This is a genomic window from Thermoleptolyngbya sp. M55_K2018_002 (genome assembly GCF_015295965.1).
In the GTDB taxonomy this organism is placed as follows: Bacteria; Cyanobacteriota; Cyanobacteriia; order Elainellales; family Elainellaceae; genus Thermoleptolyngbya; species Thermoleptolyngbya sichuanensis.
Map to the genome: position 1 here is coordinate 13349 of NZ_DVEA01000257.1, position 23218 is coordinate 36566.

The 23218-nt window shown below is 58.0% G+C and carries 16 protein-coding genes and 3 pseudogenes; 6 read left to right on the forward strand and 13 right to left on the reverse strand.

Going from position 1 to position 23218, the window contains the following annotated elements; all coding sequences use genetic code 11:
- Positions 1-4 precede the first annotated feature (4 nt).
- Entirely contained in the window at positions 5-709 is a 705-nt protein-coding gene (locus tag IGS51_RS12830) for an aspartate/glutamate racemase family protein (protein WP_297078752.1), read from the forward strand.
- A 77-nt stretch (positions 710-786) separates the two neighbouring features.
- On the opposite strand, the gene IGS51_RS12835 is transcribed toward IGS51_RS12830, so the two are convergent.
- On the reverse strand, positions 787-990 hold the full coding sequence (locus tag IGS51_RS12835) for a hypothetical protein (protein ID WP_172354243.1): 204 nt from the start codon (positions 988-990) through the stop codon (positions 787-789).
- 824 nt (positions 991-1814) lie between these two features.
- Here IGS51_RS12835 and hpxO point away from each other — a divergent pair.
- Positions 1815-2975 (forward strand): FAD-dependent urate hydroxylase HpxO, encoded by a 1161-nt coding sequence (gene hpxO, locus IGS51_RS12840; protein ID WP_297078753.1) that lies wholly within the window; start codon positions 1815-1817, stop codon positions 2973-2975.
- A gap of 47 nt (positions 2976-3022) precedes the next feature.
- Positions 3023-3397, forward strand: coding sequence for a hydroxyisourate hydrolase (gene uraH, locus IGS51_RS12845; protein ID WP_297078754.1), 375 nt, complete (start codon positions 3023-3025; stop codon positions 3395-3397).
- A 114-nt stretch (positions 3398-3511) separates the two neighbouring features.
- Here uraH and ppsA read toward each other — a convergent pair whose 3' ends face one another.
- The 6 genes and pseudogenes from ppsA to IGS51_RS12875 all read right to left on the reverse strand — a co-directional run bounded on the left by ppsA (position 3512) and on the right by IGS51_RS12875 (position 15039).
- Positions 3512-5980 carry a phosphoenolpyruvate synthase gene (ppsA, locus tag IGS51_RS12850; RefSeq protein WP_297078755.1) on the reverse strand — a complete coding sequence of 823 codons (2469 nt, stop codon included), beginning with the start codon at positions 5978-5980 and terminating at the stop codon, positions 3512-3514.
- A gap of 515 nt (positions 5981-6495) precedes the next feature.
- A complete protein-coding gene (locus tag IGS51_RS12855) occupies positions 6496-7371 on the reverse strand; it encodes an S-methyl-5'-thioadenosine phosphorylase (RefSeq protein ID WP_297078756.1) in 876 nt (291 codons plus the stop codon).
- 404 nt (positions 7372-7775) lie between these two features.
- Entirely contained in the window at positions 7776-8507 is a 732-nt protein-coding gene (pflA, locus tag IGS51_RS12860) for a pyruvate formate-lyase-activating protein (RefSeq protein ID WP_297078757.1), read from the reverse strand.
- A gap of 244 nt (positions 8508-8751) precedes the next feature.
- The gene (gene pflB / locus IGS51_RS12865; RefSeq protein WP_297078758.1) at positions 8752-11013 is read right to left on the reverse strand and encodes a formate C-acetyltransferase; all 2262 of its coding nucleotides are present in this window, start codon (positions 11011-11013) and stop codon (positions 8752-8754) included.
- A gap of 351 nt (positions 11014-11364) precedes the next feature.
- A pseudogene (gene adhE, locus IGS51_RS12870) lies at positions 11365-13971 on the reverse strand (bifunctional acetaldehyde-CoA/alcohol dehydrogenase); the annotation flags it as partial.
- Between the two features lie 348 nt (positions 13972-14319).
- Positions 14320-15039, reverse strand: coding sequence for an alternative oxidase (locus IGS51_RS12875; RefSeq protein WP_297078760.1), 720 nt, complete (start codon positions 15037-15039; stop codon positions 14320-14322).
- 366 nt (positions 15040-15405) lie between these two features.
- Between IGS51_RS12875 and IGS51_RS12880 the strand changes: the two are divergent.
- Together IGS51_RS12880 and IGS51_RS12885 are read left to right on the forward strand one after the other, a co-directional pair.
- Positions 15406-15780: pseudogene (locus IGS51_RS12880) on the forward strand (winged helix-turn-helix transcriptional regulator); the annotation flags it as partial.
- A gap of 307 nt (positions 15781-16087) precedes the next feature.
- Positions 16088-17035: an FTR1 family protein gene (locus tag IGS51_RS12885; protein ID WP_367279331.1), complete on the forward strand. Its 948-nt coding sequence runs from the start codon at positions 16088-16090 to the stop codon at positions 17033-17035.
- On the opposite strand, the gene IGS51_RS12890 is transcribed toward IGS51_RS12885, so the two are convergent.
- Positions 16986-17774, reverse strand: coding sequence for a pentapeptide repeat-containing protein (locus IGS51_RS12890; protein WP_297078763.1), 789 nt, complete (start codon positions 17772-17774; stop codon positions 16986-16988). The genes IGS51_RS12885 and IGS51_RS12890 overlap by 50 nt on opposite strands.
- Positions 17775-18060: 286 nt before the next feature.
- On the opposite strand from IGS51_RS12890, the gene IGS51_RS12895 reads away from it, so the two are divergent.
- Complete coding sequence (locus tag IGS51_RS12895; RefSeq protein ID WP_297078764.1) at positions 18061-18516, forward strand: VOC family protein; 456 nt, start codon at positions 18061-18063, stop codon at positions 18514-18516.
- A 100-nt stretch (positions 18517-18616) separates the two neighbouring features.
- Here the strand turns inward: IGS51_RS12895 and IGS51_RS12900 are convergent, their stop codons facing one another.
- The 5 genes and pseudogenes from IGS51_RS12900 to IGS51_RS12920 form a co-directional block, all read right to left on the reverse strand.
- Positions 18617-19447: a Uma2 family endonuclease gene (locus IGS51_RS12900; protein ID WP_297078765.1), complete on the reverse strand. Its 831-nt coding sequence runs from the start codon at positions 19445-19447 to the stop codon at positions 18617-18619.
- 107 nt (positions 19448-19554) lie between these two features.
- Positions 19555-20754, reverse strand: a complete 1200-nt coding sequence (locus IGS51_RS12905; RefSeq protein ID WP_172358038.1) for an aspartate aminotransferase — start codon at positions 20752-20754, stop codon at positions 19555-19557.
- Positions 20751-21983, reverse strand: a complete 1233-nt coding sequence (locus IGS51_RS12910; protein WP_297078766.1) for an iron-containing alcohol dehydrogenase family protein — start codon at positions 21981-21983, stop codon at positions 20751-20753. Before IGS51_RS12910 ends, IGS51_RS12905 begins: the two co-directional genes overlap by 4 nt.
- A gap of 125 nt (positions 21984-22108) precedes the next feature.
- Positions 22109-22594 carry a Ycf51 family protein gene (locus tag IGS51_RS12915; protein ID WP_297078767.1) on the reverse strand — a complete coding sequence of 162 codons (486 nt, stop codon included), beginning with the start codon at positions 22592-22594 and terminating at the stop codon, positions 22109-22111.
- 112 nt (positions 22595-22706) lie between these two features.
- Positions 22707-23218: pseudogene (locus tag IGS51_RS12920) on the reverse strand (hypothetical protein); the annotation flags it as partial.

A 23218-nucleotide genomic window follows, 5' to 3' on the forward strand; every position in this document is an offset into this window, starting at 1 on the left:
TCCAATGCGTCTCCACGTCATCAACCCCAACACCAGCCGCGACATGACCTACTCCATCGAGCAGATTGCGACGGCGAACGTTTCTGGAGAAACAGAAGTCCTCACCACCTGCCCCGCCCACGGCCCCGCCTCGATCGAGAGCTACTACGACGAATACCTGGCGATTCCCCATGTGCTGGCAGAGGTGCAGCGGACTGAAGCGATGACGGACGGCTATGTGCTGGCCTGCTGGGGCGATCCGGGGCTGGATGCGGTGCGCGAAGTGACGACCCGGCCTGTGGTTGGCATTGCTGAAGCGTCGATGTATGCGGCCAATGCGATCGCCCCCCGCTGGTCAGTCGTCACTACGCTGCGCCGCAGCCACCACATGGTGGAAGCAATCGTGAAAAAGACGGGACTGATGGAGCGCTGCGCCTCAATCCGCTGCGTGGATATGCCTGTACTGGCGTGCGAAGCAAACCCCGACGCGGTGATGGAAGGATTGGTCCAAATGGGCGAACTGGCGCTCAGCGAAGATGGCGCAGAGGCAATCATCCTGGGCTGCGCGGGCATGGGCGGCATGGCAGACTATCTAAGCGAGGAACTGGGCGCACCGTGCGTCGATCCAGTGGCGGCAGGGGTACGCTTTGCCGAACTGCTGGTGAACCTAAACCTGCAAACCAGCAAGTGGCTCACCTATCAATTTCCAGAGAAAAAAGCGTTCAAATAACGTTCAAACAAATAACGTTCAAATAAATAACGTTCAAATAAAAATGTTCAGATAACTACGACTCTGAAGAACATCGCTCAGGCCGGCTCAATATTGGCAATGCGGAACCCCATCTGGCACTCATACTGCTCCGGCAGGTTTTCCGACGGCTTTTCCAGGGCGCGGCCGCAGCGCAGCCGTCCCTGCTGCCAGCGGGGCTGACCGCTGCGATCGGCCATCAGGCAGCTTTGACACACCTGCTGTGGCTGAAGCAGTTGATCTTCCATGAGGATGACGAGCATAAGCACCTCCCGCAATGAGGGTAGGGTTGGTCTTGCGACAATACCCTCGCCAGTATCTTCCCAGTACCTTCATTGTATGGCAGGTTTTTTGAACCGCCAGTTAAGTTTATCGGAGGTTTATGGTGGGCTTATGGGACGTTTAGGGACGCGCCCGCAAGAAACGGCGGGCAATCTCGCGCGATCGCCGACGGGCCCCATCTTGGAACGTTTGGGAGTTTTGCAACCCTGCTACCTTATGACCCATTTCAATCAGATTTCAATCAGATTTCAATCAGACTGAGATGGGTTGGCGTGAGCTTTTCGATTTCTCGGATTAGCTATCCAAAATCACCAATCCAAAATCACCAATCCAAAATCCAAAATCGCCAGGGCGATCGCCCCAGCGTCGTCGCGTGGCCGACGGGGAGCAGCATCAGCCACATCGGGACGCGGGCTTGATATCGAAAACAGATATCTTTGCCTAAAAAGATAGTATCACTTTTAGATATCAAGTCAAGGAGAATGGCAAAATCACCGAAACGCCATTTTGGAAAGCGTAGGACTTACGCACTTGCGATAGGTTTTCTGGGTTTTGGACGATTTCTCGCGGGCGCAGCCTACGAGAAATCGTCCAACTGCGTAAGTCCTAAAGCGATTAGAATAAAAACGAATGAGGACTGGAAAAATCGGCTAAACGGCTTTCCAGTCAAGGATTTGGGCATCAGTTCGGTAAATCAGGATACAAAATGAGGCGTTTGATACGTCTTATTTATTTCTTTTGATGGATTCAGATGAGTTTGTGAAACGCTGTATACCGTATACAGGAAAGCGACAGACGGAGATCTATGCAAAACCTGAAGGCGATCGTGATCGGGGCTGGGATTGGTGGCTTGACGGCTGGCATCGCCCTGCGACAAGCCGGATATGAGGTGGAAATTTATGATCGGGTGAAGGAAATTCGGCCGGTGGGTGCGGGAATCTCCGTCTGGTCGAATGGCGTGAAAGTGCTGAACCGTTTGGGATTGGGCGATCGCATGGCCGAAATCGGCGGCATCATGAACCGGATGCAGTATCACACCAAAGCTGGAGAACTGCTGAACCATATCGAGCTTGCGCCGCTGATTCACAAAGTCGGACAGCGCCCCTATCCGGTTGCCCGCCGCGATTTGCAAAAAATGCTGATGGCGGCGTTTCCGGGGGACATCCATCTGGACTGTCGCTGCGTTGGCGTGGAGGAAGACGACTACGGCGTGACGGTGCAGTTTGCCAACGGGCGCGAGGCGCGGGGCGATTTTTTGGTGGCAGCGGACGGCATCCGCTCGGTGCTGCGGAGCTACGTGGTGGGGCGCGAGGTAGAGCCGCAGTATGTGGGCTATGTGAACTGGAACGGGCTAGTGCCTGCCGATGCTGAGTTGGCTCCGCCAGAGAGTTGGGTCATCTACGTCGGCGAACACAAGCGAGCCTCTCTGATGCCTGTGGCGGGCGATCGCCTCTATTTCTTCCTCGACGTGCCGCTGCCCAAGGGGACACCCGCCAACCCCGACACCTACCGGGAAGAGCTAAAGGCCCATTTCGCAGGCTGGGCCGAGCCTGTGCAGCGCCTGATCGACCGCTTTGACCCCTATCCCGTGGCGCGTCCGGAAATTCACGATGTCGGCCCGATCGATCGCTACGTGCGCGGGCGGGTGGCGCTGCTGGGCGATGCGGCCCACGCCACCTGCCCTGACCTGGGCCAGGGCGGCTGTCAGGCGATGGAAGATGCGCTGGTGCTGGCAAACTATCTGCTGACCACCAACATCAGCATCGAGTATGCCCTGAAGCGCTATGAGTCGGAGCGCATGGCCCGCGCCAACGCGGTGGTAGAAAAGGCCCGCAAACGGGCCGAACAGATTCACGGCAAAGACCCCGCCGTGACGCAGCAGTGGTATCACCAACTGGCGACGGAAAAGCCGACGGATGTTACCGATGCCATTAGCAAGGTGATTTTGGCGGGGCCGCTGCGTTAGCGAATCGGGGATTAGGCTTGAGAGATACAAAAACTGGAGAGATGGCAATGGCGGGTAAGCTCACGACCCACGTTTTGGACACGGCGCATGGTCGTCCGGCGGCGCAAATGGCGATCGCCCTCTATGCGATTCACGGCGGCATTCACCCCAACGGCGACAGCCGCACCCTGCTGAAAACCGTCACCACCAACGCCGACGGCCGCACCGACGCCCCCCTGCTCAGTGATGGTGATTTGAAAGCCGGTGTTTACGAACTGGTGTTTTCCGTCGCCGACTATTTCGCCCAATTTCCCGACGCACTGCCCGACCAGCCCTTCCTCAGCCAGATTCCCATCCGCTTTGGCATTGCCGATGCCGACGCGCACTATCACGTCCCGCTGCTGGTGTCGCCGTGGTCGTACAGCACCTATCGCGGCAGTTGAGTAACGGGGCGAGAGACGGAAAAGACGAAAAACGAAAAACAGAACCTCTCCGCTCTTCGTTCTTCTCTCTTTCCTGCCCTCTTCGCTCTTCGTTCTTCGTTCTTCTCTCTTTCCTCACTCCATCGCCTCTGCCTGGGCCACCTCCAGCCAAGTCTTCACCACCGTATCGGGGTTTAGGCTAATAGAGTCGATGCCCTGGCTGACCAGGAAACGGGCAAAGTCGGGATAGTCGCTGGGCCCCTGGCCGCAGATGCCGATCTTGCGACCGTTGGCTTTGGCGCGTTCAATCACGACGCGAATCATCGTTTTTACGGCTTCGTTGCGCTCGTCAAACACGTTTGCCACCAATGCCGAGTCGCGGTCGAGTCCCAGCGTCAGTTGGGTCAGATCGTTGGAGCCGATGGAGAAGCCATCGAAGATTTCGCTGAATTCGTTCGCCAGAATCACGTTGCTGGGCACTTCGCACATGACGTAGACCTGCAAGCCGTTTTCGCCGCGCTTCAGGCCATTGTGCTCCAGTTCTGCCATCACCTTGCGCCCTTCCTCTGGCGTGCGGCAGAAGGGGATCATGGGAATCACATTCGTCAGCCCCATGTCGTTGCGGACGCGCCGAATCGCCGCGCACTCCAGCGCAAAGCCGTCGCGATATTTCGGGTCATAGTATCGCGCTGCACCGCGCCAGCCCAGCATTGGGTTTTCCTCGTGCGGTTCAAACGATTTGCCGCCCAGCAGGTTGGCATATTCGTTGCTCTTGAAGTCCGACATCCGCACGACGACCGGCTTGGGATAGAAAGCGGCAGCGATGGTGGCCACGCCCTGGGCCAGCTTGTCTACAAAGTAGTCGGGCTTGTGGTCGTAGAGGTGAGTGAGTTGGGCGATCGCCGCTTTTTCGTCATCCTCTGGCAGTTGGTCATAGTTCAGCAGCGCCAGCGGATGCACGCGGATGTGGTTGGCAATAATGAACTCAAACCGCGCCAGCCCTACGCCGTCGTTGGGCAGGGCCGACAGGCGAAAGGCCTCTTCGGGATTGCCCACGTTCATTAGAATCTGCGTGCGCGGGCGGGGCAAGGTGTCGAGCGGCGTTTCCTCCACCTCAAACGGCAAGAACCCGGCATAAACGCGCCCCTCTTCGCCCTGGGCACAGGACACAGTGACTTCTTGACCCGTTTGCAAAACCTGCGTCGCATTGCCGCAGCCAACGATCGCCGGAATGCCCAGTTCCCGCGCAATAATCGCCGCGTGGCAGGTGCGTCCGCCCTGATCGGTGACGATCGCCCCTGCTTTTTTCATAATTGGCTCCCAGTCTGGGTCAGTGCGGCTCGTCACCAGCACGTCGCCCGCCTGGAAGGCGTGAATTTCCGCTGGGCTAAGAATGACGCGCACCTTGCCCTGGCCAATCATCTCGCCCACGGCGCGGCCCGTCACCAGCGGCTCGTGGGGGGTGTAGGTGGTGTCTTCTGTTTTTGCGCCGGCCTCGCGCTCTAGGCGATAGCGCCGCAGCACGGTCTGCGCCTTTTGCGACTGCACCGTTTCCGGCCGCGCCTGCACGATGTAGAGTTCGCCTGTGATGCCATCCCGCGCCCACTCGATATCCATTGGCGTGTAGGTGCCGTGGGTTTGGGAGTAATGGTCTTCGATGATGCAGGCCCATTCCGCCAGCTTGAGAATGTCCTCATCACTCAGGGCAAAGCGATCGCGCTCCGATTGTTCCACGGGCACGGTCTTGGTCAGATGTTCTCCGTCGGTGTCGTAGACCATTTTGATTTCTTTGCTGCCCAGGCGCTTGGCCAGGATGGGGCGGAAGCCTTCTCGCAGCGTGGGCTTAAACACCAGATACTCGTCCGGGTTGACGGAACCCTGCACCACCGTTTCGCCCAGCCCGTAGGCCGCCGTCACCAGCGCCGCATTGCGAAAGCCGCTCTCGGTGTCGATGGAAAACATCACGCCCGATTCCGCCAGGTCAGAGCGCACCATCTTTTGCACGCCAACGGAGAGGGCGACGGTGAAATGGTCAAACCCTTTGGTGGTGCGGTAAGAAATGGCGCGGTCGGTAAAGATGGAGGCAAAACAATGGCGGCAGGCATCCAGCACCGCATCGAGGCCGTGGACGTTGAGGTAGGTTTCTTGCTGTCCGGCAAAGCTGGCATCGGGCAAATCTTCAGCGGTGGCGCTGGAGCGCACGGCGACATCCGTATCGGGCCCGTAGCGGCGGCAGAGTTCGGCATAGGCCTGGGCGATCGCCACTTCCAGATCTTGGGGAAAGGGGGCGTTGAGAATGAGCGATCGCGCTTCCCGTCCGTGAGCCTGCAAGTTTTCCACATCGTCCACATCCAGCGTGGCAAACAGGCGATGCAGCGCCTCCTCCAGCCCTGCGCTCTGAATGAAGTGGCGATAGGCGTGGGCCGTCGTCGCAAACCCACCCGGCACGCGCACTCCCTTGGCGCTAAGCTGACGAATCATTTCTCCCAGCGAGGCGTTTTTGCCGCCCACCAGCGGAATATCGTGAATGCCGACATCCTCAAACCACAGCACCAAACTCTGATCGTGCGGCATCGCGACGCTGCGTTCGGATAGCTGAACCATGAGTACCTCCTTGAGGCAACCGTGTGGAAGCGATGAGGGACTGGTTGCATTGCCCCCTCTCCTTCATGCTAGTCAATGGAATCGGGGGTGTCTTGAGGACTGAGACCGAGCGAGATTGGCAGAAATTGCCCAAGCCTGGATGCTGCTTGAGTTCGGGAAAATATTAAATTGTATATTTAATTACAATTCTTGACGAATGGGCTGGGGATCGACAAAAACGCCCTGAGAATTCACGAGAATTCACGCTTTTGGAGGTTGCGATATTTGGGTTTGAGGATTTGGATAACGAGCGATCGCCCCTACAACCGCTTCAGCCCTGCCTAAAAACGCCCAGACTTCCTGATAGAAACAACCCCCTTTCGGGCGAATTTATCGATTAATTGTTTGCCCCAATTTTGACCCCATATCGAATCGCCAAACTGACGGGTGCATCCCAGTTATGCCAATTCGCCCCCATCCCCCAACACCTTCTCCCAAAAGGAGAGAAGAAGGGCTGGATGCAAAGTCCCTCGATACTAGCCCAAATACTTTTTCAGCAGCAGTTCTAGCTTCGCTTTGGTTTCTGGCGGCGCTTTATCGAGCGGCGTGAGGATGGCGTATTTCAGGGCGTGGTGGGCTTCGGAGGGCGGCGGATTTTGGGCCAGGCGGCGCACGGTTTCCTGAATCACGCGCTGGGCATTTACCGCATTTTTCGTCAGGTTGCTGATCACCATGTCCACCGTCACGCTGTCGTGGTCGGGATGCCAACAGTCGTAATCCGTCACCAGCGCCAGCGTCGCATAGGCGATTTCGGCTTCGCGGGCCAGCTTGGCTTCGGGCAGGTTGGTCATGCCGATCACCGTTGCGCCCCAGCTTCGATACAGGTTCGACTCGGCGCGGGTAGAAAAGGCGGGCCCCTCCATGCAGACGTAAGTACCGCCCCGGTGCAGCGCTACATTGGGCAAATCCAGGGAGGCGATCGCCTCTCCCAGCACCGCCGCTAGGTTCTTGCACACCGGATCGCCAAAGGCAATATGCGCCACGATGCCCTCGCCAAAGAAAGTCGAGACGCGCCCCTTCGTGCGATCGATGAACTGATCCGGCAGCACCATATCCAGCGGCTTGGCCTCCGCTTGCAGCGACCCCACCGCCGAAGCCGAAATCAGGTACTCCACACCCAGCGATTTCATTGCGTAAATATTCGCCCGAAACGGCAGTTCCGACGGCAGCAGCGTGTGGTTGCGTCCGTGCCGCGCCAAAAATGCGACGGGCGTGCCCTCCAGCGTGCCCACGATCAGCGCATCCGACGGCTTGCCAAAGGGCGTGTCTACCTCGACTTCGCGCACGTCCTTCAGCACGTCCATTTTGTAGAGGCCGCTGCCGCCGATGATGCCAATTCGCACGTCTGTCATAGTTGCCGTCCTGAGTCGTCCTACGTCGTTCTAAAGAGCGGGGCCAGCGGTAATCAATCGGAACGTTACCAAGCGACGCTCTGCCTCCTAAGATACAGGGGGTTTGCAGGAAGAAACAGGAGAGATCGTAAAAGTCTGGTTGAGAGGTCTAGCCAAGAAGTCTGGCTGGAGAATCTGACTGAGAAGTCTGGCTGGAGAATCTGGCTGGAGAATCTGGCTAGGGCGTGTTTTAAAGCCCTTTGATCCCCCCTAGCCCCCCTTAAAAAGGGGGGAACCGAGCCGAACCACTCTGGAATTCCCCCTTATTAAGGGGGATTTAAGGGGGATCGACTCAAGGCAATCAACGACCTAGAAAGTTTTAAGACGCTGCGTAAAGCGGGGAACCGGAGTTAGGATTCTTCGGACTACAGCACCAGCGCGGGCGTGGACTGCTGAAACTGCGCCCGGATCGCCTGGATACATTCTGGTGTGGGCGTTGGGGTATGGCTGAGTTGATAGTCATAGCCCAACTGTTGCCACTTGTATTCGCCCATCTTGTGGAAGGGAATAACTTCGACCCGCTCCACGTTCTTCAAGCAGGCGACAAACTGGGCCAGCCCAGCGACATTGTTTGGATCATCCGTTAAACCTGGCACCACCACAAAGCGAATCCAGGCAGGCTTGCGGCAGTCGCTGAGATATTGTGCGAAATCTAGCGTGGGCTGGAGGCTGACGCTGGTGACCTGGGTGTAGATTGACGGGCTGAATGATTTGATATCCAGCAGCACCAAATCGACAAACTCTAGCACTGGGCGGGCGATCGCCAGCGGACAATAGCCCGACGTATCCAGCGCGGTGTGAAGGCCCAGCGCCTTGCACTGCCGCAAAATCTCCTGCACAAACTCTGGCTGCATCAGCGGTTCGCCGCCGCTTAGGGTCACGCCACCAGGCGGACGAATGTAGGAGCGATATTTCTGAATCTCAGCGACTATTTCGTCGGCAGTGACCTCAGTGCCACCCGATATCTCGCGGCAGTCGGGGTTGTGGCAATAGAGGCAGCGCAGGGGACAGCCCTGAGTAAACACCACGACCCGCAGGCCGGGCCCATCGACGGTGCCACAGGTTTCGATGGAGTGAATACGTCCGGTGATTGACATAACGTTAGGCCTTAAAAATCACAGCGCCAAGGGAAGCGGGCTAAGCAAAGCGTGTCAAAAGAGTGTCGAGAGAAAGGGCAAAAGGCGAACGGTCAGCGAGTTTCAGGCAAGTTGCAAGCGAGTTGCAAGCGAGTTGCAAGCGAGTTTCAATCGTTCCTGTCGTTGCCGTCCGGAGTCCTTTTGCCCTGCGTTGCGTCGGCTGAACGCCTTACGAAAGCGAGTCTCTTGCGAATGCCATCTATGCCTAGACGCGATCGTGGAAGGTGCGGCTGATCACATCTAGCTGCTGCGACTGGGTGAGCTTGATGAAGTTGACCGCGTAGCCCGACACTCGAATCGTAAGTTGTGGATATTGTTCAGGATGCGCCATCGCGTCGAGCAAGGTTTCTCGATTGAGTACGTTGACGTTGACGTGATGCCCCTGATCGTGGAAATAGCCGTCTAGTAAGCTCACCAGATTTTGGATGCGATCGCCCGTCTGTTTCCCCAGCGCGTCGGGCACGATGGAAAAGGTGTAGGAAATGCCGTCTTTGGCATGGGCGTAGGGCAGCTTGGCGACAGAGGCAAGGGAGGCGATCGCCCCCTTGGTGTCGCGGCCGTGCATGGGGTTTGCACCGGGGGCAAAGGGCACGCCGGCCTTTCGCCCGTCAGGGGTGCTGCCCGTCTTCTTGCCGTAGACCACATTGGAGGTAATCGTCAGCACTGACTGGGTGGGCACGGCATCGCGGTAGGTTTTGTGCTGCCGCAGCTTGTTCATAAAGGTCGTCACCAGGTTCGCGGCGATCGCATCCACCCGGTCGTCATTATTCCCAAACTTGGGATAGTCGCCTTCCACGGCATAATCTACGGCCAGTCCGGCTTCATTCCGCAACACCTTCACCCTGGCATAGCGAATCGCAGACAGCGAATCCGCCACCACCGAAAGTCCTGCAATGCCGCAGGCCATCGTGCGATAAACGTCCCGATCATGCAGCGCCATTTCTAGCCGCTCGTAGCAGTACTTGTCGTGCATGTAGTGAATGACGTTCAGCGTGTTGATGTATAGCTCTGCCAGCCAAGTGAGCAGTCTGTCGAATTTTTCCATCACCTCGTCGGGGTCTAGATAATCCGACAGGATGGGGCGGAACGGGGGCGCTACTTGTTCGCCTGTGTTTTCATCGCGGCCGCCGTTGATGGCATAGAGCAGGGCCTTGGCCAGATTGACCCGTGCGCCAAAGAACTGCATTTGCTTGCCCACGCGCATCGCAGATACACAGCAGGCGATCGCATAATCATCGCCAAACTCGGGCCGCATCAGGTCGTCGTTTTCATACTGAATTGAACTGGTTTCGATAGAAATCCTGGCGCAATACTGCTTGAACGCATCCGGCAGCCGTTCAGACCACAGCACCGTCAGGTTGGGTTCGGGAGCCGGCCCCAAATTGTTCAGCGTATGCAGCATTCGGAAACTGGTTTTTGTCACCAGGGGTCGCCCGTCTTCTCCCATGCCGCCAATGGATTCTGTCACCCAGGTCGGGTCGCCCGAAAATAGCTCGTTATACTCCGGCGTTCGCAGGAACCGCACCATCCGCAGCTTCATGACAAACTGATCGATGAGTTCCTGAATGTCGATTTCCGTAGCCGTGCCGTTTCGCAGATCCCGCTCGCAGTAGATATCTAGGAACGTAGACACCCGCCCCAGCGACATTGCCGCGCCGTTTTGCTCTTTCACGGCAGCCAGATAGCCAAAATAAAGCCACTGCACGGCTTCTTGGGCATTCGCAGCCGGGGCGCTGAGATCACAGCCGTAGCTGGCGGCCATTTGCTTCAGTTCCTCCAGCGCCCGGATCTGCTCCGACAGTTCCTCCCGCAGCCGAATGGTAGGTTCGTCGCTGAGGGCTGCGAGCGACTGCTTCTGGTCTTTTTTGTCTTCAATCAGGCGATCGCACCCATACAGCGCCACTCGCCGATAGTCGCCGATAATCCGCCCCCGCCCATAGGCATCGGGCAGCCCGGTGATAATCCCCGACCGCCGCGCCATCCGCATTTCCTGAGTGTAGGCATCAAACACGCCGTCGTTGTGCGTTTTGCGATACTTCGTGAAAATTGCCTCCGTTTCGGGGTCGAGCGTATAGCCGTAGGCATTTAGCGCTGTTTTCACGACTCGGATGCCGCCAAAGGGCATCATCGTTCGCTTCAGCGGCTGGTCGGTTTGCAGCCCCACAATCCGCTCCAGTTCGCGGTTAATGTAGCCCGGCGGGTGGGAGGTGATGCTCGACACCACTCGCGTATCGGCATCCAAAATGCCCCGTTCTCGCTCAGCTTGCATGAATTGCGTCACTTGCTGCCACAGGGTGCGCGTGGCGGCGGTGGGACGTGCTAAAAACGCCTCATTCCCGGTGTAGGGCGTGTAATTTTTCTGGATAAAGTCGCGCACGTCAATCCGTTCTACCCAGACTCCGGGCACAAACCCGTCCCAGGGCGATCGCGCTTGACTGGCATCCGGTTCTAAAACAAGCGTTGGCATAGTGCCTCCTTGAACGTAAGACCTGAAGGTAAGACTTGAAGGTAAGACTTGAAGGTAAGACTTGAAGGTAAGACCTGAAATTAGAAAAAGCGGCGGGTTCGCAGGGCCAACCAGATTCCGGGCCGGCCCCGCGCCAGGGGGCTATGAGTCGTCCGCTGCTACAGAGGGAATCGAGGGCGGAATTGAGGGTGGAATTGATGGCGGAATCAAGGGCATCTCCGCCATCACCGAGGCAGACAGATCGCCTACGTCCGCAGGTTCATGCCTGCTGGGGTTTGGCGCAAGCTGCTGACTGGTGCGGGCAATTTCTGCGCGATAGCACAGCGGCACATCGTCTGGATCGGCCTGGGGCCCCTCGTAGGCCAACACAAATAGCTCCTTCAGGTCTTGGATCAGCGGGTAGCGAGGATTTGCCCCCGTGCATTGGTCGTCGAAGGCGCGGTTGGCCAGGTTATCAAGCTGGGCATAGAACGAAGCGCGATCGCCCCCCGGATAGGAGGCCTGACCCATCTGACTGAGCGCTTCCGCCAGGGTTGCCGGAATCTCAACATTGCGCTTCAGTTCTTCCACCGCGATGATCAGCCGTTCCACCTTTTCATCGGCTGTGTTGCCCCCCAGATGCAGATGGTCGGAGATCTGGGCGTAGCGGGCCTTGGCGTTGGGATATTTGTATTGCGGGAAGATCGCCTGCTTAAAGGGCTGATCCGTAGCATTGTAGCGAATCACATGGGAAATTAGCAGCGCATTGGCCAACCCGTGCGGAACGTGGAACACCGCGCCAAGCTGGTGCGCCATCGAGTGGCAGATGCCCAAAAACGCATTGGCAAAGGCCATGCCCGCAATCGTGGCGGCATAGTGAACCCGTTCGCGGGCTTCGGGATCGCGGCCCCCGTTGCGATAGGAGCGCGGCAGATATTGGAACAGGAGGGCGATCGCCTCTAGCGCCAGCCCATTGGTAAAGTCCGTCGCAAACACCGACACATAGGCTTCAACTGCATGGGTCAGCGCGTCAATCCCGCTCCAGGCCGTCAGCTTGGGCGGCATCGTCAGCACCAGATCCGGGTCTACAATCGCCATGCTAGGAGTCAGGGCATAGTCTGCTAGGGGATATTTAATGCCCTCCCGGTCATCCGTAACCACAGCAAAAGGCGTGACCTCAGACCCCGTTCCTGAGGTGGTCGGAATCGCCACCAGCAGGGCTTTTTGACCCAGCGGCGGCAGTTCATACACCCGCTTGCGAATGTCCATAAACCGCATAGCCACGCCCGCAAATTCCACCTCCGGCTGCTCATACATCAGCCACATGATCTTGGCCGCATCCATCGGCGAGCCGCCGCCCAGCGCAATAATCACGTCCGGCTGAAACTGCCGCAACTGCTCCAGCCCGCGATTCACATTCGATAGCGTCGGGTCAGGTTCGACATCGTGAAACACGTCGTAGCGAATTTCCAAATCCTCCAGAACCCGCGTGACAGGGTTGACCATGCCCAGGTCAAAGAGCGGCTTATCGGTCACAATAAATGCCCGCTGCCTGCCCGCCAAGTCGCCCAGGGCCATTGGCAAGCAGCCGCTCTTGAAGTAGACCTTCGGCGGCACGCGAAACCAGAGCATATTTTCGCGCCGCTGCGACACGGTTTTGATATTCAGCAGGTGATGCACAGTGACATTGCCAGAGACCGAGTTGCCGCCCCAAGTGCCGCAGCCCAGCGTCAGCGACGGGTCAAGCCTGAAGTTATACAAGTCGCCAATTGCCCCTTGGGAGGCCGGCGTGTTGATCAGCACACGCCCTGTCTGCATTCGGGTTTCAAAAAGCTGAATTTCGGAACGCTGGGCGGTGTCGATGTAGAGCGCGGCGGTGTGCCCCTTGCCGCCAAAGTTAATTAGCTCCTCGGCACGGGCGATCGCCCCTTCAAAGTTTGCTGCCCGATAAAACGCCAGAATCGGCGACAGCTTTTCCCAGGCAAACGGCTCATCCAGAGCCACTCGGTCGGTTTCAGCCATCAGCACCTTGGTTTGTGGCGGCACTGAGATTCCCGCCAGCTTCGCCAGCGTTTGCACCGACTGGCCCACAATCGCCGCATTGAGCCGCCCATTCTGCACAATCTGTTCGCCCAGTTTCGCCTTCTCCTCTGGGTTCAGGAAATAAGCGCCCCGTGTCGTAAACTCTTGCTTCACTGCGTCGTAGATTGGCTCAACCACAATCACCGACTGCTCCGACGCGCAAATCATGCCGTTATCAAACGTTTTGCTGAGTAAGATAGAACTCACTGCCGTTTGAATATCCGCGCTTTCGGCGATCACGGCGGGCGTGTTTCCTGCACCCACCCCCAGCGACGGATGCCCGGATGAGTAAGCAGCCTGCACCATCCCCGGCCCGCCCGTCGCCAAAATCAGCTTGATATCTGGGTGCTGCATCAAGGCCTGCGATAGCTCCACCGATGGCTCATCAATCCAGCCGATGATGTGATCCGGCGCACCAGCCGCCACAGCCGCCTGAAGAATTAGTCGGGCTGCTTCCACTGTGCAGCGCTTGGCACGGGGATGGGGTGAAAAAATAATGGCATTGCGCGTTTTCAGGGAAATGAGCGACTTAAAAATGGCGGTCGAAGTCGGGTTTGTTGTGGGAACGATGCCCGCCAGAATGCCCACAGGCTCGGCAATTTTTTGAATGCCAAAGGTGTCATCTTCTTCAATCAGCCCGCAGGTGCGCTCATGCTTGTACTTGTTGTAGATAATTTCCGAGGCAAAGTGGTTTTTGATCACCTTGTCCTCAACAATGCCCATCCCGGTTTCTGCAACGGCCAGCTTGGCCAGATCAATCCGGTGGGCGTTAGCCGCTTGGGCAGCTTGCTTAAAAATCCAGTCTACCTGGCTCTGGGTATAGGTTGCGTATTGAGCTTGGGCTGCCTTGACTTGTTCGATCAGCGTTTCCAATTCTTGAATCGTAGTAACCTGCATAGGGACTCCTTCAACTGGTGGGAGTAGGTGTGGATCTGAGTCGGCGGTGTAGCGTCTACAATCTTCAAGCGTTAGCGCAGTGTGTTTCCAAATACGTTTCCAACTGCGTTTTCAGGCGTACTTCAAACTGTGCTTCAAGCTGTGCTTCAGCAAAACCAGCAGGAGGATCTTTGGGCTTCACCAAACTTTCTCTCTAGTTTCCTCACAAGCCGAACAGTGCCATCATCAATCCCTACAAAATTCCTGCAAAGTGAGGGTCAAGGCAAGCTCAGAGTCAGGCTCGATACGCATCCGGTTTTGAGGCTCTTTGAAGCTCTTTATTGCTCTTTCTAAGCCTGACTCTCCTGCCTATGAGCGCGTCACGACTTCTTTTTCCTCAGCTTTCTCAATCAAAACTGGCTCTGCGACGGTGTTTGACGGCAATTCCTGAAGGGGTTCGTAGCCGAGTCTGCTCGTCTGATCTGCTTGCTGACAGGCCACCATCGTTTTTACGTGTTCTCGCTCATCATCGCGAATGGCAACAAACACGTCATACAGATTGTTGATTGCTGGACGACGCTCCTGCGGACGATGGGCCGTTTGAAACGCATCAAACAGATACAGATCGCCCGTTTGGTAATATTCAAGGGCTACTTGAGGAGCAGGCTGAGCCTTTAGGGTTTCGCCTTCCTGCACCAAGAACAGGTCGTAGGTATGATAGGCATGTTCCTCTACTAGCTCCATAAAGCGATATGCCGACTTGGGTGAGATAATATACAGCGCCACGATAATCCAGTAGTAGAGCAAGGCAACGCTGCGGGCTAGGAGGCGATCGCCCCAGTGTTGGCTGCCCCCCAATGCTTCCATAATCAGCAGATGGTGTAGCTCGTTCCAAGACTCGGCAAAGTGTACCTTGAGCCACTCCACACGCCGCCACAATCCCAGCGTCTCGTACAAATGCAAAACCGACAGGTAAGAAAAGTAGGGAACGCGAGCCACCGTTTCCAGGACGTAAAACCGAGGAATCGGGCGATCGTGATAAATCTGGTTGATCACAAACACCAGCACGCCAACGAGTAACTTAACCATTCAGCCAATTCTCCAAAAAGTGAGTGTGCAACGGGCAACTTGAAGCGGAATGGAATGTACCGATGCACAAGTGCCCAGATGACAGCAGGACTAAGGCAGCGGTTTATCGAGTACTTGCCTTTGCCCCCATGATGAAAGACGTGCCTCAGGAGGACAAGACAGTTTCCAGAATGCACACCCAGTTACCCAGAGGAAAAGAATCAGATGGGTGCTGGATTTGGGCGGAACTGGAAGAAAACGTTAAACCTGACGAATTCGTATCCCTTGCACTAATAGCCTGGTATCGGGTCGAAGAAGCTATTGGATGGATCACTTGCTAATCCTGAGATAGATCAATTGCACCCCCAAAGTTCAGGAGATAGTCCGTTGGATTCTCGCTCTTATTCTTCCTCTGATTTCAAATGCCCGATTCAGTTTACGCTCGACTTGATTGGCAGCAAGTGGGCCATTTTGATTTTGCGCGAGCTGTTTGCCAGTGCGCCAAATCAGAACGGTCGCCCTGCCCGCCGAACCCATGAATTTCTCGATGCACTGCCAGGGCTAAGCACCAAAACGCTGATGGCGCGGCTGCGGGAGCTAGAAGAACACGGACTCATTGAGCGGACGGTCTATGCAGAGATTCCGCCCCGTGTGGAGTATCGATTAACGGACAAGGGCCGAGAAATTCAGCCTGTGATGGCGGCGCTGCATCAGGTGGGGATGCGCTGGCTTCAGCAGGGGGTCTGCGAGTGTCCGCTGGATATGCCTCATCAGGAAGCGCCGCAACCCGATGCTTTGCCCGACGCTTTAACGGCGATCGCCCCCCACACCCAGCCCCATCTCGCCGTCTGTAGCAGCAGCAGAGTAGAATCACAGGTGTAATCGCTGATTGCAATGGCGGCTGCAATCCCTGGTTGCAATTCCCGGTTGCGATGCTGGTTGCAATTCTTGGTTGTAATGACGCTTGCAATCCCTGGTTGCAATCCCTGGTTGTAATGGCGATTGTAATTGCGGTTGTAACCGTCGCAATACTTGCGAGTCTGTTCTTGAGATGGGGCTGTTTGAACCAATGGATTTAACGGCTGCTTTGCCTGCATTTGTGGTGACGTTGCGCGAGGGCGTGGAGGCGGCGCTGGTGGTGGGCATCGTGCTGGCCTGCCTCAGCAAGGCGGGCCAGTCCCGGCTGAACCCGTGGGTCTACGGCGGCATTGGCGCAGGGCTGGCGGGCAGCGTGCTGGTGGGTGTGCTGCTGGGCGGCGTGCTGACGGCGCTGAACCAGTCTCAGCAGCGCTATGCCCCTATGCTGCGACAGGCGATGGAGGCGGGATTTGGGCTGGTGGCGATCGCCCTCTTGAGCTGGATGCTGGTATGGATGACGCGGCAGGCCCGCAGCCTCAAGGCAGAGGTGGAAGGTGCGGTCACGTCGGCTTTGCAGCAAGACGGCGCAGGCTGGGGCGTGCTTGGGCTGATCACCATTGCCGTGCTGCGGGAAGGATTCGAGACGGTGCTGTTTCTGGCGGCGCAGTTTCAGGACGGGCTGGCTCCGGCGCTGGGCGCGATGGCGGGCTTGGTGGGCGCAGTGGCCATTGGGGTGCTGCTGTTTCAACTGGGCGTGAAAATCAACCTGAGGCGCTTCTTTCAGGTGATGGGGGTGCTGCTGCTGCTGATCGTGTCGGGGCTGGTAATCTCCATGCTGCGCCATGTAGACCTGGCGATCGCCGCCTGGGTGCAGCTTCATCCCGCCTGGGCGAATCTCTGCTTTAGCGCCGGGCCAGACTGCGTGCTGGGGCCGCAGGTGTGGGATGCCCGCGCCGTGCTGCCCGACAAGAAATTTCCCGGCGTGCTGCTAAAGGCGCTGCTGGGCTACCGCGATCAGCTGTATCTGGGACAGGCGATCGCCTACCTGGCGTTTTTGGGAACCGTCGGCTGGCTCTATTTCCAGAGCCTCAGCCCTCAGAGCGCTGGCCCTACAGCAAAAAGCGTAAGAACAAACTCGCCAAGCCCCCAAGGGCACTAACCACATTGCCAACCCCGTTGCTGCGCCGCTGGGCCCGCCGTTCCCGCTCCTCGGCTGCCAGCACTTGCTCAATCCCAGTGACAAACCGCTCCGAAAGCTGCTGCCCTGGAATGTTTCCCTGAGCCAAAAACATTTGCTGGGCCTGCCGTCCATCTTCCATTGCCCCTGCTTCATCGCCCAACTGAAGCCGCGCAATGCCCCGCGCCAGCATCGCGTTTGAAAAATCAGGCTGGCGACTAAGGCTCTGATTGAAATACTGAATCGCATCGGGGAAGTTGCCGCGCTGCGCCTCTGCCAACCCCCAGAGATACAACTGCTCCACCGACACCAGGTTTTCGGGCAGCCCAATCGCCCGCCAAAGGTTTGCCCCATCCAGCAGCGCCCCGGTCAGATTTGCGCCATAGAGATAGGCTTCGCGCAAGTCTGCCCCGCGCAAATCAGCCCCGCGCAGGTCGGCTCCACCCAGATTGGCATAGGACAAGACCGCCCCTTGCAGGTTTGCCCCTTGCAGATTTGCCCCTTGCAGGTTTGCCCGGTTCAGGTTCGCCAGACTCAGGTCAGAACGGCTGACATCTACCCCCGACAGATTGGTGAACACCAGCCCCGCCCGGTGCAAATCACACTGCTGGCACTGGCGATTTGCAAGCAACCGCTGCACATGCTCAAGATTTTCGGCGCGGGCAGGCAGGGCCACACCCAGCGCAGCCAACAGTCCTAGCGAAACGAGTTTGGAGTTCATAGCGTTGTTCAAAACCGGGTGGAGGAGTTCCGCGATATCGCTGCAATGTGGTGTGCAATACGGTGTAAGCAATACGGTGTGAGCAGTACGGTGTGAGCCAACTGTGGGAGCTAGCCCTGGGAATCAACCGCTGCAACACACACTGCAACATTACACTGCAACATTACACTGCCCAAAAGTGTACTGAGAAATCGCAAAAACGGCGCATTAATTTTAATTTTGGCGCTGCGCGAGGGTCGTTACGCTGTGGTATAGTACGTTTGCTCTGTTTTTGGAGGCGATCACGATGGCAGTCAAACCGATTCCTGATGGATATCCAGCGGTGACCCCGTATCTGATTGTGCATGACGCGGCAGGGGCGATCGCCTTCTATGAGCAGGCGTTTGGGGCAACGGAGCTAATGCGCCTGGCTGACCCATCGGGCAAGCTGGCCCACGCCGAAATCAAAATCGGCAACTCGCCCATCATGCTGTCCGACGAGTTTCCGGAGATGGATCATCACAGCGCCCAAGCCATTGGCGGAACGCCCGTCAGCCTGATGGTCTATGTCGAAGATGTGGATTCGCTGTTTAATCGGGCGATCGCCGCAGGGGCAACGGAAATTCGCCCAGTGGAAAATCAGTTCTATGGCGATCGCGCGGGTACGCTGGCCGATCCGTTCGGTCACGTCTGGACGCTTGCGACCCACGTCGAAGATGTGTCTATGGAAGAGGTAAATGCCCGGTTCAGCGCAATGGTTTAGGGCTGGGCAGGGGAAGCTGAAGAAGCAACTGGTTGAGAAGCAACTGGTTGAGAAGCAACTGGAGGGGCGATCGCCCTAAACCCAGGCAACCGCCGAAGCGCTACTCGCTGGGCAACTCGCCAAACCGCGCCCGATACTGTGCGAGGAGTGCTTCGGCCTGCTCTGCCCGCTGCCGTTCTTCTTCCGCCCGCTGCCGTTCTTCTTCCGCCCGCTGCCGCTCGATGGCGGTCGCTTCTTCGGGAATTGGTACAAGCTGCCCGTCTGGGGTAAAAAACCGCAGCTTGCGATCCTGAATTCCCAGGAATAGCTGAAGCTGTTCGCTCCACAGCCAGCCCCGCGAGTCGGGTTCGAGGGGCTGGTAGCGTCCGTCTACCAGGTGAAATCCGCAAAACTCCAGCGTATGGGGGTCAAACCAGAAGTAGTCGGGCGTGCGGAAGGTGTCTTGATAGAGCTGTTTTTTCAGCCCGCGATCGACATGAGCCGTCGAATCCGACAGTAGCTCAATGATGACGTTGGGATATTTGCCGCCCTCTTCCCACACGACCCAGCTTTTGCGGGGCTTGGGGTCGGCCCCCAACACCACAAAAAAGTCTGGCCCGCGAAAATCTTCCGACTTGCGCTCGCGCAGGCTGTAGTAGATGGTGAGATTGCCAAAGGCGTAGAAATCTCGATGGGTGCTGGGGTCTGGCCCGCGCCACAGCCATTCGAGCGACTGAATCAGCAGCAAAATTTGGCGGAGATGCAGTTCAGATTCCAATGGAGGTTCGTCGCTGTAGAGGTCGCCGGGTGGAAAGGGAACCTTGTCTAGGTCAAGACCAGAGTCTATGCCCGCAGCCCAAGCAGGCTCTGGGCTGGGCAAATTGCTGGATGCGGTGCGGGGGGCCGCCGCTGGTTCCAGACCCTGATCGTCCAAGTCTTTCGCAATGGACATGGCAAGACGGGGTTGAGGGGTTGAGAGGGGTTGAGAGATGAGCCTAGTTTAGCGAATGGGGTACAGACCTCTCACGCTGCTTGACCCGGCCTGGTTTCAGCCCGGTTTCAGCCCGACTGCCAGGCCTTGTAATGGATGCCTGCGTCCTTCATACGGCGCAGTGCCTCACCCAGGCGATCGCACTCGGCAATCAGGCTAATTCGCACGTACCCTTCGCCACCCTCCCCAAAGGCGTTGCCCGGTGTCACCACTACGCCCGTTTCGCCCAGCAAATGCAGCGCAAAGTCGGTGGAGCCAATTCCCGGCGGGCAAGGAACCCAGAGGTACATCGTCGCCAGGGTTTTGGGCACGTTCCAGCCTAGTTCGCCCAGCCCGCGAATCAGAAAGTCGCGGCGGGTGCGGTAGCGTTCCTGCACCTCGTGTAGATACACATCCGGCAGTTGCAGCGCCGTTTCTGCTGCCGTTTGCAGGACGCTAAAGAGGCCGTAGTCCAGATTGGTCTTTAGGGTGCGGAGGCCCTGGATAATGTGGCGATTGCCCACCACAAAGCCAACGCGCCAGCCCGCCATGTTGTAGGTTTTGGACATCGTGTGGAACTCTACGCCAATCTCCTTTGCGCCAGGAATTTCCAGCAGGCTGGTGGGCTGGTAGCCATCGAACGCTAGCTCGGCGTAGGCCTGATCGTGAACCAGCAGGATTTGGTGCTGGCGGGCAAAGGCAACTACATCTTCAAAGAACTCCCTGGGCGCGGTGGCCGCGGTGGGGTTGCTGGGGTAGTTGAAGTAGAGGATCTTGGCGCGGCGGGCCACCTCTTCGGGAATTGCCGCCAGGTCAATCAGCCAGTTGTTTTCAGGCTTCAGGAGCAGTGGGTAAATGTCGCCTCCGGCGATCGCCGGCCCGCGAAAGTGCGCCGGATAGGCCGGACTGGGCACCAGCACCACATCGCCCGGATTCACATAGGCAAAGGACAGATGCGTCAGCCCCTCCTTCGACCCCAGCAGCGGCAGCGCCTCGCCATCCGGGTCAAGCTGTACGCCATAGCGACGGGCATACCAGTCGGTAATCGCCTTACGAAAATTGGCAGTCCCCTCAAAGGGGGGATAGCCGTGGTTGGCAGGATTTTGCAGCGCCTTCATTGCCGCCTCAACGACGGGCTGGGGCGTTGGGCCATCAGGGTTGCCCATGCCCAAGTCGATCAGGTCTAGGCCTTGCTCTCTTGCCCGCGCCTTCAGCTCATCCAGCCGCGCAAACACATAGGGCGGCAGCGCACTCAGCCGATCCGCCGGGCTAATCCAGTCCAGTTTCATTCCGACACCTCCGAAGACACGGGGTGGAGGAGGAAAGAGGAGGGATGGGAAGGCTGAGCCGGAGCGTGATCAGCGTCGTCCAGGTTTCGCGCTGCGGCCGCCTCTTGGGCCCAGCTATCGGTAATGGGCGCTGTGGTGGACACCATCGCCGCCATCAGGTGCGCTGGGGTAACGGCAAAGGGCAGACGGTGAATATCAGAATGGTCTGCACAGGCGACTTCGGCTGCGTGCTGCAACTGAGCGATTGTGATATCACCGAGGCCCAAATCGCCCAGCGTCCTGGGCAGGCCGATGTCGTCATAAAACTGGAGAAGCTGCTGGCGGGCGCTGCTGGCAAGGCGGTTGCCCTGCACCATTTCCTCTAGCCGCAGTTGCACCAGAATGCCGTAGGCGACCTTTTCACCGTGCAGCGTGCCGTGGCTCTGAGGTAAATGGGTCAACCCGTTGTGAACCGCGTGGGCCGCCACCGTGCGACACTGGGCCCCGCCGATGCCGCCGATTACGCCTGCCAGCAGCACCGTTGCGTCTACCACGTCCTGCCAAGTGTCGCTACCGGGCGATCGCAGCGCTTCGGCCGACTTTTGGAACAGAATGTCGCGCAGCACCCGCGCCTGCTGCACGGCGGCAATGAGAAACGTGCGCTCCGAATGACCGCTGCTGACCGAGGCTTCGTACCACTTGGCGATCGCATCTCCAATGCCTGCAACCAGGGTGCGCGGGGCCGCCGTCTGCACCAGGTCATAATCCAAAATCAGCAAATCAGGACAGCGGGGCAGCGCCACGTCGTAGAGAAATGCCCCCGCCTCGGAATACACGTTGGACAGCGCCGTCCAAGCCGCACAGGTGGCACCAGAGGTGGGAATCGTGACTATTGGCAGGCTGGTTTGATGTGCCACCAGCTTGGCCGCATCCAGCGCCTTGCCGCCGCCCACGCCGATGACGAAATCTGCGCCGTGCTGGGCGATCGCCTCCCGTAGCTTGGCCAGTGAAGCCTCGCTGCAATCTGCCCCGTAGCTTGCCTCTGTTGCGCTCAGCGAATGCTTTTTGAACACGGGCTGGAGCCGCGGCCGCACTCCCTTCAGCGTGCGATCGCCCCCAATCACCACGGGCCGCCGCCCCAACTGCGCGATCGCCTCTGCCGCCTGGGCGATCGCCCCCTGCCCGCGCATGACCTGTGCCGGGGCAATCATGGAGGTTATCAGCGTCGGAGGCGAGGAGGGTTTGGCCATAGGTTCGGTAACCGGTGTTGCGGTGCAGCGTGTTTGAGGGACTGGGGATTCGCCAGAGGGTGCAAGCAGCGCTTGATGAGCCTGGTCGCTCTATCACCCCTGAGAAATCCCTTAGAAATCAAAGATCAAAAAATAGAGATTTCCATCTTATCGTCGTTGCGATCGAACAGGGAGCGCTTGACCTGGCCCAGATATACCAACTGGGTCAGCCCTTCCTGGGGGTGGGTGACGGTGCGGGCGCGGATGGTCATCTGGTTTTCGCCGCTGCGGCCCAGGCGGCCGGGTGAAAAGAGGTCATTGGCGGCCTGCTGGAGCGTGGCGGTGAGTTGCTCTCTGGTGAGATCGGGGGGAACCGCAATCACAACCTGGGTGGAGCCAGAGTCATAGACCGTCGAAAAGCGTACCGCACCCGGAATTTCCACGCGGGTAATCGGCATCAGGCTGAGCGCAAATAGCCCCACCGTCAGCACGGCCATAAACCCGGTGATGCCCACAAACCGGAAGCGGATGCCCCACTGGAACAGGAAGCCAAGGGCGGCGATCGCCCCCGCCACCAGGGTAATGATTCCCGCCCACTGGGTCGCCGTCAAAAATTCAGCAGGTGTTGGCATAGCTCAAAAGATTGCAAGATGAGGAGAATGCAGGACAAACCGTAATGGAGTCCCTGCCTTCTGCAATATTCACCTTATCAGAACGGAACGAAGATGCGGCGATGATGATGCCTCACCGCCCTGTCAGCTTGCCCAGGGCATTCTGCGCCTGAATCGTCAGCAGTTCTGCCTCTTTGTAAACCGTGGTGCCACTGGGAATCGCCTTCAGTTCGGTGAGGATGCGGTTAAGCTGGCTAATTTGGTAATTGGCATTGGTGCTGCCTGCGAGCTGCTGAAACTGCTGAATCTCCTGGTTTACCCGCGTCAGACGGCGCACAGCCTCGGCTTCGGCATCCCGGCGCACGCGAATTTCGCCCAGGTTGGCCTGATATTGGGCCAGCAGTTTTTCGGCCTCGGCTTTGCCTTGCAGGTCATTGCTGGGAACTTGCCGCAGGCGGGCGATCGCCTCATTCCACAGATCCATCACCCGATCCCACTCTGCTACGGTATGGGGCGGGTTTTGGGCCGCTTTGGCCGCTTGCCAGGCAAACTGGCGGGCATTTTCAATTTGCGCGTTGACCTTGGCGCTTTCGGCAGCCAGCCCAACGGTGCTGCGAAGCTCGGCGACGGCGGCAGCGTGGCGGG